Source organism: Pseudomonas sp. PDM09, assembly GCF_014852305.1.
Taxonomy (GTDB): domain Bacteria; phylum Pseudomonadota; class Gammaproteobacteria; order Pseudomonadales; family Pseudomonadaceae; genus Aquipseudomonas.
This window is the reverse complement of sequence record NZ_JACVBI010000004.1, coordinates 129,454-143,408: the sequence shown is the minus strand read 5'-3', so window position 1 is coordinate 143,408 and position 13,955 is coordinate 129,454. Positions and strand designations below refer to the sequence as shown.

At 58.8% G+C, this 13,955-nt stretch carries 14 protein-coding genes; 1 reads left to right on the top strand and 13 read right to left on the bottom strand.

Translation table 11 applies throughout. From position 1 onward, the window contains the following. Positions 1-46: 46 nt before the first annotated feature. The 7 genes from IB250_RS11890 to IB250_RS11860 form a co-directional block, all read right to left on the bottom strand. A complete protein-coding gene (locus tag IB250_RS11890; RefSeq protein ID WP_192344226.1) occupies positions 47-904 on the bottom strand; it encodes a peptidoglycan DD-metalloendopeptidase family protein in 858 nt (285 codons plus the stop codon). A 211-nt stretch (positions 905-1,115) separates the two neighbouring features. Continuing rightward, positions 1,116-1,751, bottom strand: coding sequence for a protein-L-isoaspartate(D-aspartate) O-methyltransferase (locus IB250_RS11885; RefSeq protein ID WP_173667553.1), 636 nt, complete (start codon positions 1,749-1,751; stop codon positions 1,116-1,118). Between the two features lie 41 nt (positions 1,752-1,792). Continuing rightward, positions 1,793-2,542, bottom strand: coding sequence for a 5'/3'-nucleotidase SurE (gene surE, locus IB250_RS11880; protein WP_192344225.1), 750 nt, complete (start codon positions 2,540-2,542; stop codon positions 1,793-1,795). Further along, the gene (gene truD / locus IB250_RS11875) at positions 2,530-3,588 is read right to left on the bottom strand and encodes a tRNA pseudouridine(13) synthase TruD (RefSeq protein ID WP_192344224.1); all 1,059 of its coding nucleotides are present in this window, start codon (positions 3,586-3,588) and stop codon (positions 2,530-2,532) included. The genes surE and truD overlap by 13 nt, the downstream gene beginning before the upstream one ends. Next, the gene (gene ispF, locus IB250_RS11870) at positions 3,585-4,058 is read right to left on the bottom strand and encodes a 2-C-methyl-D-erythritol 2,4-cyclodiphosphate synthase (RefSeq protein ID WP_007907189.1); all 474 of its coding nucleotides are present in this window, start codon (positions 4,056-4,058) and stop codon (positions 3,585-3,587) included. Before ispF ends, truD begins: the two co-directional genes overlap by 4 nt. A 43-nt stretch (positions 4,059-4,101) precedes the next feature. Then, positions 4,102-4,947, bottom strand: a complete 846-nt coding sequence (gene fghA, locus IB250_RS11865; RefSeq protein WP_192344223.1) for an S-formylglutathione hydrolase — start codon at positions 4,945-4,947, stop codon at positions 4,102-4,104. 8 nt (positions 4,948-4,955) lie between these two features. After that, positions 4,956-6,068, bottom strand: coding sequence for an S-(hydroxymethyl)glutathione dehydrogenase/class III alcohol dehydrogenase (locus IB250_RS11860; protein WP_095054145.1), 1,113 nt, complete (start codon positions 6,066-6,068; stop codon positions 4,956-4,958). A 106-nt stretch (positions 6,069-6,174) separates the two neighbouring features. On the opposite strand from IB250_RS11860, the gene IB250_RS11855 reads away from it, so the two are divergent. Further along, complete coding sequence (locus tag IB250_RS11855; RefSeq protein ID WP_192344222.1) at positions 6,175-7,071, top strand: LysR substrate-binding domain-containing protein; 897 nt, start codon at positions 6,175-6,177, stop codon at positions 7,069-7,071. A gap of 78 nt (positions 7,072-7,149) precedes the next feature. Here IB250_RS11855 and ispD read toward each other — a convergent pair whose 3' ends face one another. The 6 genes from ispD to tilS form a co-directional block, all read right to left on the bottom strand. Continuing rightward, positions 7,150-7,857, bottom strand: a complete 708-nt coding sequence (gene ispD, locus IB250_RS11850; protein ID WP_008072677.1) for a 2-C-methyl-D-erythritol 4-phosphate cytidylyltransferase — start codon at positions 7,855-7,857, stop codon at positions 7,150-7,152. Then, a complete protein-coding gene (gene ftsB, locus IB250_RS11845; RefSeq protein ID WP_192344221.1) occupies positions 7,854-8,132 on the bottom strand; it encodes a cell division protein FtsB in 279 nt (92 codons plus the stop codon). Before ftsB ends, ispD begins: the two co-directional genes overlap by 4 nt. A 171-nt stretch (positions 8,133-8,303) precedes the next feature. Further along, positions 8,304-9,593: a phosphopyruvate hydratase gene (eno, locus tag IB250_RS11840; protein WP_192344220.1), complete on the bottom strand. Its 1,290-nt coding sequence runs from the start codon at positions 9,591-9,593 to the stop codon at positions 8,304-8,306. 155 nt (positions 9,594-9,748) lie between these two features. After that, the gene (gene kdsA, locus IB250_RS11835) at positions 9,749-10,594 is read right to left on the bottom strand and encodes a 3-deoxy-8-phosphooctulonate synthase (RefSeq protein WP_008072675.1); all 846 of its coding nucleotides are present in this window, start codon (positions 10,592-10,594) and stop codon (positions 9,749-9,751) included. Between the two features lie 5 nt (positions 10,595-10,599). After that, positions 10,600-12,231, bottom strand: coding sequence for a CTP synthase (locus IB250_RS11830; RefSeq protein WP_008072674.1), 1,632 nt, complete (start codon positions 12,229-12,231; stop codon positions 10,600-10,602). A 274-nt stretch (positions 12,232-12,505) separates the two neighbouring features. Next, positions 12,506-13,834 carry a tRNA lysidine(34) synthetase TilS gene (gene tilS, locus IB250_RS11825; RefSeq protein WP_192344219.1) on the bottom strand — a complete coding sequence of 443 codons (1,329 nt, stop codon included), beginning with the start codon at positions 13,832-13,834 and terminating at the stop codon, positions 12,506-12,508. Positions 13,835-13,955: the final 121 nt, after the last annotated feature.

Sequence of the window (13,955 nt, the reverse complement as noted above, 5' to 3'; positions counted from 1 at the left end):
GCTGGAGCCTGTTCCCTCTACGTGACGGAACAGGCTGGCTAACAAATCAACGACGTGGCAGGAATTGCAGCGGATCTACAGGTTTACCTTGTCGGCGAATCTCAAAATGCAGTTTCACCCGGTCTGTACCCGTTGACCCCATTTCGGCAATTGTCTGTCCGACTTTGACCTGCTGCCCCTCCCGAACCAACAGCCTGCGGTTATGTCCGTAGGCACTGACGTAGGTATCGCTGTGTTTGATGATGACTAATTCGCCGTAGCCCCTTAAGCCACTCCCGGCGTATACCACCGTCCCATCAGACGCAGCTAAAACAGGCTGTCCCAAATCTCCGGCGATATCAATTCCTTTATTCAAACTACCGTTTGAAGAGAATTTACCAATCAGAATGCCACTAGAAGGCCACCCCCAGCCCGTCGGGGCCGGACCGGCAGGAGGCAGTGGAGCGGGTGCCGGCTTGTTGGCGACGGACGGTGCAAGCACTGTTGTAGTGGTTGTAGCGCCATTTGCCTGGCGCCGAATTACGGTGGTTTTACTCGACGACGAAGGCGAGGAACTGGACGAACTCACTACCGCCGTCGGCGTTGAACCGCTGCGACCGTCGAAGCGAATTGTCTGACCCGGATGGATCGTGTAAGGCGTAGGAATGTTGTTCCGTGCTGCGAGGGCTTTGTAGTCCCAACCGTAGCGAAAAGCGATGGAGAACAAAGTGTCCTTGGGTCGGACAACATATTGGCCGGTGGTCACGGCCGGACGCTGGGCGACCGCGTTGTTGCGATCGACGACGCTCGCACTACCTGATTTGGTGCTGGAACATCCGACCAGCAAGGTACTCAAGACAAGGCCAGTCACCAGACGCTGAAAGCTCGTTATACCCATTCGCTGCGCAATGACTGTGAGACTCACCCGCCGCTCCCTTTGTGGTGGCTGAAAATATGGATTGCCGTGCTCCGGCACGAAATGTCGCAAGTATAACGGGCCGAACAGGCTTTAACTTTAATGAAGCGGATTCGCTTCACGCACACGTTTGCTGCCTGAAGATGAATTGCGTTTAACCAATCGATGCCGCTGTAAGACCCGGGCAATCGAAGAGAATTCAGCGCGCTGAAACAAATCCTCAGGCCAACGGCCCGTTGAGCAATGGGACAAAGCGCACCGCCCCCAGAACACGTCTGGAAAAGCCCTGTTCCTCACGGATGATCAACATCAATTGTTGAACTTCACCGGAGCCGACCGGAATCACCAGTCGCCCACCCGGTGCCAACTGATCGAGCAGTGCCTGAGGCACATCGGTGGCCACGGCGGTGACGATGATGCCGTTGTAAGGCGCCAATGCCGGCCAGCCTTCCCAACCATCGCCCCAGCGAAATACCACGTTGCGCAGGTTCAGTTCCACCAGGCGCTCCTTGGCCCGGTCTTGCAGCACCTTGATTCGCTCCACGGAAAAAACCCGCTCGACCAATTGCGACAGCACGGCCGTCTGGTAACCCGAACCGGTGCCGATTTCCATCACCTTGTCCAACGGACCGGCTTCCAGCAGCAGCTCGCTCATGCGCGCCACCATATAAGGCTGGGAGATGGTCTGGTTATGCCCGATCGGCAGCGCCGTATCTTCATAGGCTCGATGAGACAACGCCTCATCGACGAACAGATGACGCGGGGTGCGACGGATGACTTCCAGCACCTTGGCGTTGGAAATACCTTCTTCATAGAGGCGCTGAATCAGACGCTCACGGGTCCGTTGCGAGGTCATCCCGATACCGCGATGCAGAATATGATCTTGTTCACGAGCCATTAACGCAGACCCTCCAGCCAGCCATCGAGACTTCTGAAGGCATCATTAAAGGTGCGATCCAGTTGCAGTGGCGTGATTGAAACATAGCCTTGCATCACCGCATGGAAATCGGTACCCGGGCCGCCATCTTCAGCGTCCCCCGCCGCGGCGATCCAGTAACCGGATTTACCCCGCGGGTCGACCACTTTCATCGGTGCCGCAGCGCGGGCGCGATGGCCGAGGCGGGTCAGCTGGATACCGCGGATGTGCTCCAGCGGCAAGTTGGGAATGTTCACGTTCAGTACCGTGCGCGGTGGCAGATCAAGGTCCGCGTGAGCCTCTACCAGTTTGCGCGCAAAGTAAGCGGCTGTGGGAAGGTTCTCTACTTGCCGTGAGACGAACGAAAAGGCAAACGAAGGACGCCCAAGGAAGCGCCCTTCGAGGGCCGCCGCCACAGTGCCGGAATACAGCACGTCATCCCCCAGGTTGGCCCCCAGGTTGATGCCGGAAACCACCATGTCCGGCTCAAGCTCCAGCAAGCCGTTAAGGCCCAGGTGCACGCAGTCGGTGGGTGTGCCGTTAAGGCTGATAAAGCCGTTGGCCAGGGTTTGCGGGTGCAACGGACGGTCGAGCGTCAGCGAGCTGCTGGCGCCGCTTTTGTCCTGGTCCGGGGCGATAACCACGCATTCGGTGAAATCCGCCAGCGCAGCATAAAGCGCGGCGAGACCGGGTGCGGTTACCCCATCGTCGTTAGAAATCAGAATACGCATGGGCTGTCCGTCTGCCCCACCGGCACCAGATCGACGAGTTCACGCACCAATACGGTGGCGAAGCATCCGGCCGGCAGGACGAATTCCAGTTGTAGAATGTCCAGCGAGGGATAATGCCACGTCAACCCACCAATGGGCAGCCGCAGGATGCGACGTTCGTGGCTCATTCCGGCGTTAATCAACCAATCGCGCAGATCCGCTTCGCGCGCGGCGATTGCCTGCTCCAGTTCATGGACTGCGCCTGACGTCGGCGAGTCACCTTTGCCCCACTGCGGGCCGGTCGGGTGCAGGTCGAGAATCGCCAGACGAGGATCGCTGCATTCGGCTTCACCCGCCGGGAAGAAACTGCGGCTGTCGGTGAACGCCAGCAGATCGCCCACCTGCGCGCGCTGCCAAGTGCCATCGGCGACGCGCGCCGCCAACACTTGATTGAACAGAAAACTACGGGCGGTGGAGAGCAAACGCGAACGGACGTTGCGCTGCTCCGGCAGGGCCTTGCGCGCCGCCCAGGCACGAGCATCGACCACGTTACCGCCGTCAAAGCCGAAACGCTGGGCACCGAAATAATTGGGAATACCTTGCTTGGCGATCAGTTGCAGACGCGCTTCGATCGCCGCCTTGTCACCGGCGAACTGGGTCAAGCGCAAGGTGAAGCCGTTGGCCGAGTGGGCACCGCGTTGCAGTTTGCGTTTATGCCGACCGGTCTTGAGGATTTTCAACGTGTCGTTTTCCGCCGCCGACAGATCAGGATCAGCCTTGCCTGGCAGTTGCACGCTGAACCACTGGCGCGTCAGCGCCTGACGGTCCTTGAGGCCGGCATAGCTGACGGTGCGCAACGGCACACCCGCCGCCTTGGCGATGCGCCGTGCCGCTTCTTCGGTATTCAGACCGCGCTTTTCCACCCAGATCCACAGGTGTTCGCCATCGCCGCTCAGGGGAATATCAAGGACTTCGTCGACCTGGAAATCTTCAGCCGTGGCTTTCAGTACCGCGCTGCCCAGGGATTCACCATAGGCCCGGGGGCCAAGCAATTGCGCCTCGTTCATGCGCGCAGCAACAAGGCAACGGAGTGCACGGCAATGCCTTCTTCGCGACCGACAAAGCCAAGCTTTTCGGTGGTGGTAGCTTTCACGTTCACTTGATCCAACTCAACTTGAAGATCCGCGGCAATCAGCGCGCGCATCGATTCGATATGCGGGGCCATTTTCGGGGCCTGGGCGACGATGGTGTTATCGACGTTGCCGACTTTCCAGCCCTTGGCGTGGATCAGCGCGACAACGTGACGCAACAGCACACGGCTGTCGGCGCCCTTGAATTGCGGGTCGGTGTCCGGAAAATGCTTGCCGATATCACCCAGCGCGGCAGCGCCGAGCAACGCGTCGCTCAAGGCGTGCAGCAGGACGTCACCGTCGGAGTGAGCGAGCAGCCCGAAGCCGTGTGCAATGCGCACGCCGCCCAGAGTGATGAAATCGCCTTCAGCGAAACGGTGCACATCATAGCCGTGGCCAATACGCATAAAAAAACGCCCCGATTGTTGTCAGGGCGTGATTCTACCTGCATTAGAGGCCTAGAGCGCGTCCGTGATGCTGCAAGTGGTCATCAATGAAGCTGGCGATGAAGAAATAACTGTGGTCGTAGCCCGGCTGCAGACGCAACGTCAGCGGATGCCCCGCCAGTTTGGCGGCCTGTTGCAAGGCTTCAGGCTTGAGCTGAGTGGCCAGGAAATCATCGCGATCCCCCTGATCGACCAGCAGCGGCAGCTTCTCGTCAGCCTCGGCAATCAATGCACAGGCATCCCATTCGCGCCACTTCGAACGATCCTCTCCCAAGTAACGGGAAAAGGCTTTTTGGCCCCAAGGGCAATCCATCGGATTGTTGATCGGCGAGAACGCCGACACCGACAGATAGCGCCCCGGATTGCGCAACGCACAGACCAACGCGCCGTGGCCGCCCATGGAGTGACCGCTGATGCCACGCTTGTCCGATGTCGGGAAATGCGCTTCGACCAATGCCGGCAATTCCTGCACGACATAGTCATGCATCCGATAGTGGCGGGACCACGGTTCCTGCGTGGCATTCAGATAAAACCCGGCACCGAGACCGAAGTCCCAGGCGCCATCCGGATCACCCGGAACATCAGGACCGCGCGGGCTGGTGTCCGGCGCGACGATGATCAGCCCCAGCTCGGCGGCCATGCGCATGGCGCCGGCCTTTTGCATGAAGTTCTCGTCGGTGCAGGTCAAGCCGGACAGCCAGTACAGCACCGGCAGTTTACCGCCCTGCTCCGCTTGCGGCGGCAGGTACACGGCAAACACCATGTCACAACCGAGCACGTCGGAGCGGTGCCGATAGCGCTTGTGCCAGCCGCCGAAGCTTTTCTGACAGGAGATATTTTCCAGGCTCATGACCGACCTCAGAAATGGATGACGGTACGGATGCTTTTGCCTTCATGCATCAGGTCAAACGCCTTGTTGATATCTTCCAGGCCCATGGTGTGGGTGATGAAGGTATCCAGCGGGATCTCGCCGGTCTGGGCCATTTCGACATAGCTCGGCAACTCGGTACGCCCACGCACACCACCGAATGCCGAACCGCGCCAGACTCGACCGGTCACCAGTTGGAATGGACGGGTAGAGATTTCCTGACCGGCACCGGCCACGCCGATGATCACCGACTCACCCCAACCTTTGTGGCAGCACTCAAGTGCAGCACGCATCAACTGGACGTTTCCGATGCATTCGAAGGAAAAGTCGACGCCGCCATCGGTCATGTCAACGATCACTTCCTGAATCGGACGATCGAAGTCTTTCGGGTTTACACAATCGGTAGCGCCCAATTGCCTGGCGATCTCGAACTTGGCCGGGTTGATGTCGATGGCGATGATCCGCCCGGCCTTGGCTTTGACCGCGCCAATCACCGCCGACAGACCGATGCCGCCCAGACCGAAAATGGCGACGGTGTCACCCGGTTTGACCTTGGCGGTGTTGATTACCGCACCAATGCCAGTGGTGACGCCACAACCCAGCAGGCAGACTTTTTCCAAGGGTGCTTCTTTAGGAATTTTGGCGACGGAGATTTCCGGCAGCACGGTGTACTCGGAGAAGGTCGAGGTGCCCATGTAGTGGAAAATCGTTTCGCCCTTGTAGGAAAAACGCGAAGTCCCATCCGGCATCAGGCCTTTACCCTGAGTCGCACGAATTGCCTGGCAGAGGTTGGTTTTGCCCGACAGGCAGAATTTGCACTTGCCGCATTCCGGGGTGTACAGCGGGATCACATGGTCGCCGACTGCGACCGAAGTCACGCCCTCGCCAATCGCTTCGACCACCGCGCCACCTTCATGACCCAGGATCGACGGGAAGATACCTTCCGGGTCAGCGCCCGAGAGGGTGTAGGCATCGGTATGGCAAACACCGGAGGCGACGACGCGCAGCAGAACTTCCCCAGCCTTGGGCATGGCGACATCGACTTCAACGATCTCGAGGGGTTTCTTGGCCTCGAAGGCAACGGCGGCGCGCGACTTGATCATGCTGACTCTCCAGTGAATAAAAACAAGACAAGGAGTGTAATACAGCGGCTTACGATGAATAATCTGGACAAAAGCAAAACATTATTGCCATACAGGGATAATCCTGATGTCCGAAAACCGCTGGGAAGGCATCGATGAGTTCGTTGCCGTGGCCGAGTGCAGCCAATTCACTGCCGCGGCCGAACGCCTTGGGGTGTCTTCTTCTCATATCAGTCGCCAAATCGTACGGCTGGAAGAGCGCCTGCAAACCCGTTTGCTCTATCGCAGCACCCGCCGGGTCACCTTGACCGAGGCGGGGCAAACCTTTTTGCAACATTGCCAGCGTTTGCAGGACGGTCGCGAAGAAGCCTTGCGCGCTGTCGGCGACCTGACCAGCGAACCCAAGGGCATGCTGCGCATGACCTGTGCCGTGGCCTACGGCGAACGATTCATCGTGCCGCTGGTGACTCGCTTCATGGGGCTGTATCCACAACTGCGCGTCGACATCGAGCTGAGCAACCGCCCGCTCGATCTGGTGCATGAAGGGCTGGACCTGGCCATCCGCCTCGGCCGCTTGCAGGATTCCAGATTGGTCGCGACGCGCCTGGCACCACGGCGCATGTACCTGTGCGCCTCACCGTCCTACCTGGAACGGTATGGTCGCCCACACAGCTTGTCGGAATTGAGTCGCCATAACTGCCTCATTGGTAGCTCGGACATCTGGCAACTGGAACAGAACGGGCGGGAATTTTCCCAGCGAGTACAGGGAAACTGGCGCTGCAACAGTGGGCAGGCGGTGCTGGATGCCGCGCTACAAGGGGTTGGGTTATGTCAGTTGCCGGATTACTACGTGCTGGAATACCTGAAAAACGGCGAATTGATTTCGCTGCTGGAAGCCCATCAGCCGCCGAACACAGCGGTTTGGGCGCTTTACCCACAGCAACGGCATCTGTCGCCGAAAGTGCGCAAGTTGGTGGATTACTTGAAGGAGGGGTTGGCCAAACGGCCGGAGTATCGAACTTAAGATCAAAAGATCGCAGCCTGCGCCAGCTCCTACAAGGTTATGTGTACACCCGTAGGAGCTGCCGCAGGCTGCGATCGTTCAGCGGCGGTTAGCCCAACGCTGGCGCAACCACTCAAGGTCTTCGGGACGAGTGACTTTGATGTTATCGGATCGCCCTTCAATCAGGCGCGGCGCCAAACCCGCCCATTCCATGGCCGAAGCTTCATCGGTGATGACAACATCGGCCACCAGACTGTCCGCCAATGCCCGATGCAACGCGCCAAGGCGAAACATCTGGGGCGTATAAGCCTGCCAGATCACGCTGCGATCCACCGTTTCCAGCACGCGTCCATGCTTGTCGACCCGCTTGAGGGTATCGCGCGCAGGCACCGCCAATAGACCGCCCACCGGATCGTCAGCCAGCTCACTGAGCAATTTATCAAGATCATCACGCGCCAGATTCGGTCGCGCGGCGTCGTGAACCAACACCCAATCCTCATCATCAGCACCTTGGGCGTGCAGATGCAACAACGCATTGAGTACCGACCCGGAACGCTCGGCGCCGCCTTCAACCCGCTGAATACGCGGGTCGGCAGCACACGCCAGGTTCGGCCAGTAAGGATCATCGATAGCAAGACTGACCACCAACCCCTTCAGGGCAGGATGATCGAGGAAACAGCCGAGGCTGTGTTCGAGAATAGTGCGCCCGCCCAACTGCAAGTATTGCTTGGGACGGTCCGCGGCCATACGGGCACCGACGCCCGCGGCAGGAATCACGGCCCAGAAGGCCGGTAACGAATTAATCATTGGGCCAACTGGTAAAGGGTTTCACCGTCCTTGACCATGCCCAACTCGTGGCGAGCCCGCTCTTCAACGGTCTCCATGCCCTTTTTCAACTCGCTGACTTCGGCGTCCATCACCCGATTGCGCTCCAGCAAAGACTCGTTCTCGGCGTGTTGATCCGCAATCTGCTGCTTCAGCTCGGCCACTTGCGCCAGACTGCCATTACCCACCCACAGGCGGTACTGCAGGCCAGCCAGCAGCAAGAGCAAGACGAGAAACAACCAATTGGGACTGCGCATCGAATATCAGGTATCCAGTGAAAAAAGACAGCCATGCCATAACTTTGAAGCTTCTGATAGCACGAAGCCTGGAAGAACCAGGCTTGTGCTAATAAGGCATCAGATTAGTGGCAAATTCATCGCTGTCGCGATTTTTCGACACAATCCGGTGTCTTTTTTACTCTTTGCTACTCAGCCGCGGAATTCGCTACGGCCGTTGTACTTGGCTTTGCCATTCAACTGCTCTTCGATACGCAGCAGTTGGTTGTACTTGGAAACGCGGTCGGAACGGCACAGCGAACCGGTCTTGATCTGGCCAGCCGAGGTGCCCACAGCCAGGTCGGCAATGGTCGAATCTTCGGTTTCGCCGGAGCGGTGCGAGATTACGGCGGTGTAACCAGCGGCCTTGGCCATCTGGATCGCTTCCAGGGTTTCGGTCAGGGTGCCGATCTGGTTGAACTTGATCAGGATCGAGTTGGCGATCTTTTTATCGATGCCTTCTTTCAGGATCTTGGTGTTGGTTACGAACAGGTCGTCGCCCACCAGCTGAGTCTTCTCGCCGATTTTGTCGGTGAGGATTTTCCAGCCCGCCCAGTCGGACTCGTCCAGACCGTCTTCGATGGAGATGATCGGGTAACGCTCGGTCAGGCCTTTCAGGTAATCGGCGAAACCTTCAGCGGTGAAAACCTGGCCTTCGCCGGACAGGTTGTATTTGCCGTCTTCGTAGAATTCGCTGGCCGCGCAGTCCAGGGCCAGGGTCACGTCGGTGCCCAGCTTGTAACCAGCGTTGGCCACGGCTTCGGAGATCACTTTCAAAGCGTCTTCGTTGGAGGCCAGGTTCGGAGCGAAACCACCTTCGTCACCGACGGCAGTGCTCAGGCCGCGAGCCTTCAGAACGGCTTTGAGGTGATGGAAAATCTCGGTGCCCATGCGCAGACCTTCCGAGAAAGACTTGGCGCCGACTGGCTGAACCATGAATTCCTGGATGTCGACGTTGTTATCGGCGTGCTCGCCACCGTTGATGATGTTCATCATCGGAACCGGCATCGAGTAAACACCCGGGGTGCCGTTCAGGTTGGCGATGTGAGCGTACAGCGGCAGGTCCTGGTCCTGTGCTGCTGCCTTGGCCGCAGCCAGGGAAACGGCGAGGATCGCGTTGGCGCCCAGGGTCGCCTTGTTTTCGGTGCCATCCAGCTTGATCATTGCGTGATCCAGCGCTTTCTGGTCGCTTGGGTCTGCACCCAGCAACAGGTCGCGGATCGGACCGTTGATGTTGGCGACGGCTTTCAGAACGCCTTTGCCCAGGTAACGGCTCTTGTCGCCATCACGCAGCTCGAGTGCTTCACGCGAGCCAGTGGAAGCACCGGATGGCGCGCAAGCGCTGCCGATGATGCCGTTATCGAGAAGCACATCTGCTTCCACAGTGGGGTTGCCACGGGAGTCGAGAACTTCACGACCTTTGATGTCGACGATTTTTGCCATTGTTGTGAACACTCCAAAGTTGACGAAAACGACGCAGCTGAAGGAAATCTTTATCGTCGGCAAGTGACAGACAAGGGGCAGGCTTGCGGACGATAAGGCTCAAGCCCGAGGGCCTGAGCGTTAAACCGTGCAGTACTTTACCGGAGAATCGGGGTTTACGCGGTTTCTACTGTCGGAAAACTTTTAACCAATTCGTCCAGTGCCTTGAGCTGGGCCAGGAACGGTTCCAGTTTATCCAGGCGCAAGGCGCAAGGGCCGTCGCATTTGGCGTTATCCGGGTCCGGGTGCGCTTCGAGGAACAGACCGGCCAGCGACTGGCTCATGCCGGCCTTGGCCAGGTCGGTGACCTGGGCACGACGACCGCCGGCTGAATCGGAGCGACCGCCAGGCATTTGCAGCGCGTGGGTCACGTCGAAGAACACCGGGTATTCGAACTGCTTCATGATGCCGAAGCCAAGCATGTCGACGACCAGGTTGTTGTAGCCGAAGCTCGAACCACGCTCGCAGAGGATCAACTGATCGTTACCGGCTTCTACGCATTTGTTCAGGATGTGTTTCATTTCCTGAGGCGCGAGGAACTGGGCTTTCTTGATGTTGATCACTGCGCCGGTCTTGGCCATCGCGACCACGAGGTCGGTCTGGCGCGACAGGAAGGCCGGCAACTGGATGATGTCGCAGACTTCAGCGACGACCGCGGCCTGATCAGGCTCGTGGACGTCGGTGATGACCGGCACGCCAAAGGCTTGCTTGATGTCCTGGAAAATCCGCATGCCCTCTTCCAGGCCGGGGCCACGGTAAGAGGTCACAGAAGAACGGTTCGCCTTGTCGAAACTGGCCTTGAACACGTAAGGGATACCGAGTTTTTCGGTGACCTTTACGTACTCTTCGCAGACCTGCATCGCCATGTCGCGGCTTTCCAGCACGTTCATGCCACCGAACAGCACCATTGGCTTGTCGTTGGCAATTTCGATGTTGCCTACGCGGATGATCTTCTGTGCCATCGGGTTTACGCCTTCTTCTGGTGTTGGGCCAAAGCGGCTTTGACGAAGCCGCTGAACAACGGGTGACCGTCGCGTGGTGTCGAGGTGAACTCAGGGTGGAACTGGCAAGCGACGAACCATGGATGATCCGGTGCTTCGACCACTTCAACCAACGCGCCATCACCGGAACGACCGGAGATTTTCAGACCGGCCTCGATGATTTGCGGCAGCAGGTTGTTGTTCACTTCGTAGCGATGACGGTGACGCTCGACGATCACGTCCTTGGCGTAGCAATCATGCACAAGGGAACCTGGCTCAAGCAGGCAATCCTGAGCGCCAAGGCGCATGGTGCCGCCCAGATCGGAGGTTTCGGTACGGGTTTCGACTGCGCCGGTGGCATCTTCCCACTCGGTGATCAGACCCACGACCGGGTGACCGCTGGTGCGATCGAACTCGGTGGAGTTGGCGTCTTTCCAGCCCATGACGTTACGAGCGAACTCGATAACGGCCACTTGCATGCCCAGGCAGATGCCCAGGTACGGAATCTTGTTTTCGCGAGCGTATTGAACGGCAGTGATCTTGCCTTCAACGCCACGCAGACCAAAGCCGCCCGGTACCAGAATCGCGTCGACGCCTTCCAGCAGCGCGGTGCCCTGGTTCTCGATGTCTTCGGAATCGATGTAGCGCAGGTTGACCTTGGTGCGGTTGCTGATGCCGGCGTGACTCATCGCTTCGATCAGCGACTTGTAGGCGTCCAGCAGTTCCATGTACTTGCCGACCATCGCGATGGTGACTTCGTGCTCCGGGTTCAGCTTGGCATCTACCACCGCTTCCCACTCGGACAGATCGGCGCTGTCGCATTGCAGGCCGAAACGCTCGACAACGAAATCATCCAGGCCCTGGGAGTGCAGAATGCCCGGGATCTTGTAGATGGTGTCGGCGTCTTCCAGCGCGATCACCGCACGTTCTTCAACGTTGGTGAACTGCGCGATCTTGCGACGCGAAGAGATGTCGATCGGGTGATCGGAGCGGCACACCAGCACGTCTGGCTGCAGGCCAATGGAACGCAGTTCCTTGACCGAGTGCTGAGTCGGCTTGGTTTTGGTTTCGCCGGCAGTGGCGATGTACGGCACCAGCGTCAGGTGCATCAGCATCGCGCGCTTGGCGCCGACTTCGAAACGCAATTGACGGATCGCTTCGAGGAACGGTTGCGACTCGATGTCACCCACGGTGCCACCGATCTCGACCATGGCCACGTCGGCATCGCCGGCGCCCTTGATGATCCGGCGCTTGATTTCGTCGGTGATGTGCGGGATCACCTGAATGGTTGCGCCCAGGTAATCACCACGGCGCTCTTTGCGCAGGACGTGTTCGTAGACACGGCCGGTGGTGAAGTTGTTGTTCTGGGTCATGGTCGTGCGGATGAACCGCTCATAGTGGCCCAGGTCCAGGTCGGTCTCGGCGCCGTCGTGGGTGACGAACACTTCACCGTGCTGGAACGGGCTCATGGTGCCCGGGTCAACGTTGATGTACGGGTCCAGCTTCAGCATGGTGACCTTAAGTCCCCGCGCCTCCAGGATGGCCGCCAATGAAGCCGAGGCAATGCCTTTCCCCAATGAAGAAACAACACCGCCCGTGACGAATATGTAGCGCGTCATGAAAAACCCTAGAAGTCTGCGTTAAAGCGGTCCGAGCCGCCGGGGAAAGCGAAGGAAGGCCGAAGCCCCCGATCACCTGCATTAATCACAGTGCATCTTTCAAAAAAACCGCCGCGTTGGGACAGACCGGCAGGTGAAACACCGGTAGGTTGCTCGCTACACATTTTTTGGAATCGCCCAGCAAAGACTGCTTGGTAATCGGCAACTCCTGCGATTCAGGCGAATCCACAGAAGTTGTATCAAGAAGGGAGCGTAGTCTACCGGAAAGCCCCTTTCAGCTCAAACCTTGATCTTCGATCTGCGGCTGCCAATGCAAATACCAGCCATCTTGCTCACCGCCATTTAGCCCCCGCAGGTTCGCCACCGCCAGCAATTGCTGGCCTCTGTAGACCAGCGGCAATCTGCCACGGGCGAAGCCCGGCACACCGCTTTCATTGAGTAAACGCTTCAAGTCACGGTGGCCGCGATCGGGCAGGTTCATCACCTCGCCACCCTCACGATAGCGAATCTGCAGCGGCCCAACGGGGATCTGACCGGTGAACGTAAGTACACCGTTATCCGGCAACGCCAGTGATACCGAGGGCTCAGCCCAAGACACCGGGGATGGCGGAGTGCGCAGCCAGCCACCCGACAACCACCAGACACGCCTACCCGCGCGATGCAATTCACCCGCCGCCAGCCGCCAGGCCGGACGCGCATCGCCAGTCGCATCACGCAAATTTTCCCAACCCGACCAATGGTCACTGTCCGGCAAAGTCGTCAGCGGTTTGAGCCAATGACTTAGCGCATTGCGCTGACGCGCATCAGATAGTTTTTCCAGTGGTGCCAGCGCCAGCGACGGCAAACCCAGCCAATCGAAATCGCTGACCGTGGTGGCATGGGCCAGATCGATTTGCGCCAATTCGTCGAGCAGTTCTTGCGCTTCGCTCAGATGCGCAGCGCTGCGTGCCATGGTCGCCACCGCTTGCGGCCAGCGCGCAGTCAACACCGGGAACACTTGATGACGCAGATAATTGCGCGAGAACTGGCGGTCCTGGTTCGACGGATCCTCGATCCAGCCCAACTGATATTCAGTCGCGTAGGCCTCAAGCTCGGCGCGAGTGACGTCGAGCAACGGCCGCAACAGATGCCCCCGACCCAAAGGACGCTCGCTCGGCATTCCCGACAACCCTCTCACCCCTGCCCCACGCATCAGCCGAAACAACAGGGTTTCCGCCTGATCGTCGCGGTGTTGGCCCGTGAGCAGCACGTCACCGACGTGAGTCGCCGCGATGAAGGCGCCATAACGCGCATCCCGCGCCGCACGCTCAAGGCTGGCGCCCGATTCAACTTGAACGCGCACGACCTCTAGCGGCACTCCCAGCGCATCACAGACCGACTGACAATGTTCCGGCCACGCATCAGCCGCAGCCTGGAGGCCGTGGTGGACATGGATGGCGGTAAGCGTCGGCAGGGATTGGGTTTTTGCGAGATGGGCGAGTAAGTGCAGCAGGACTGTGGAGTCGAGACCACCGGAGAAGGCGATGCGCCAGGTTGTGGCGTTGCGCCGCGGTGCAAGATTCAGCAAGAGTCTGGCAGGCAAATCAATCGTGGGCTGACTCATATCGATCACTTCGCACAAATCAAATGTGGGAGCGGGCTTGCTCGCGAAAGCGGTTCAACATTCAACACATCAGTCGACTGTTATACCGCTTTCGCGAGCAAGCCCGCTCCCACATTATTAA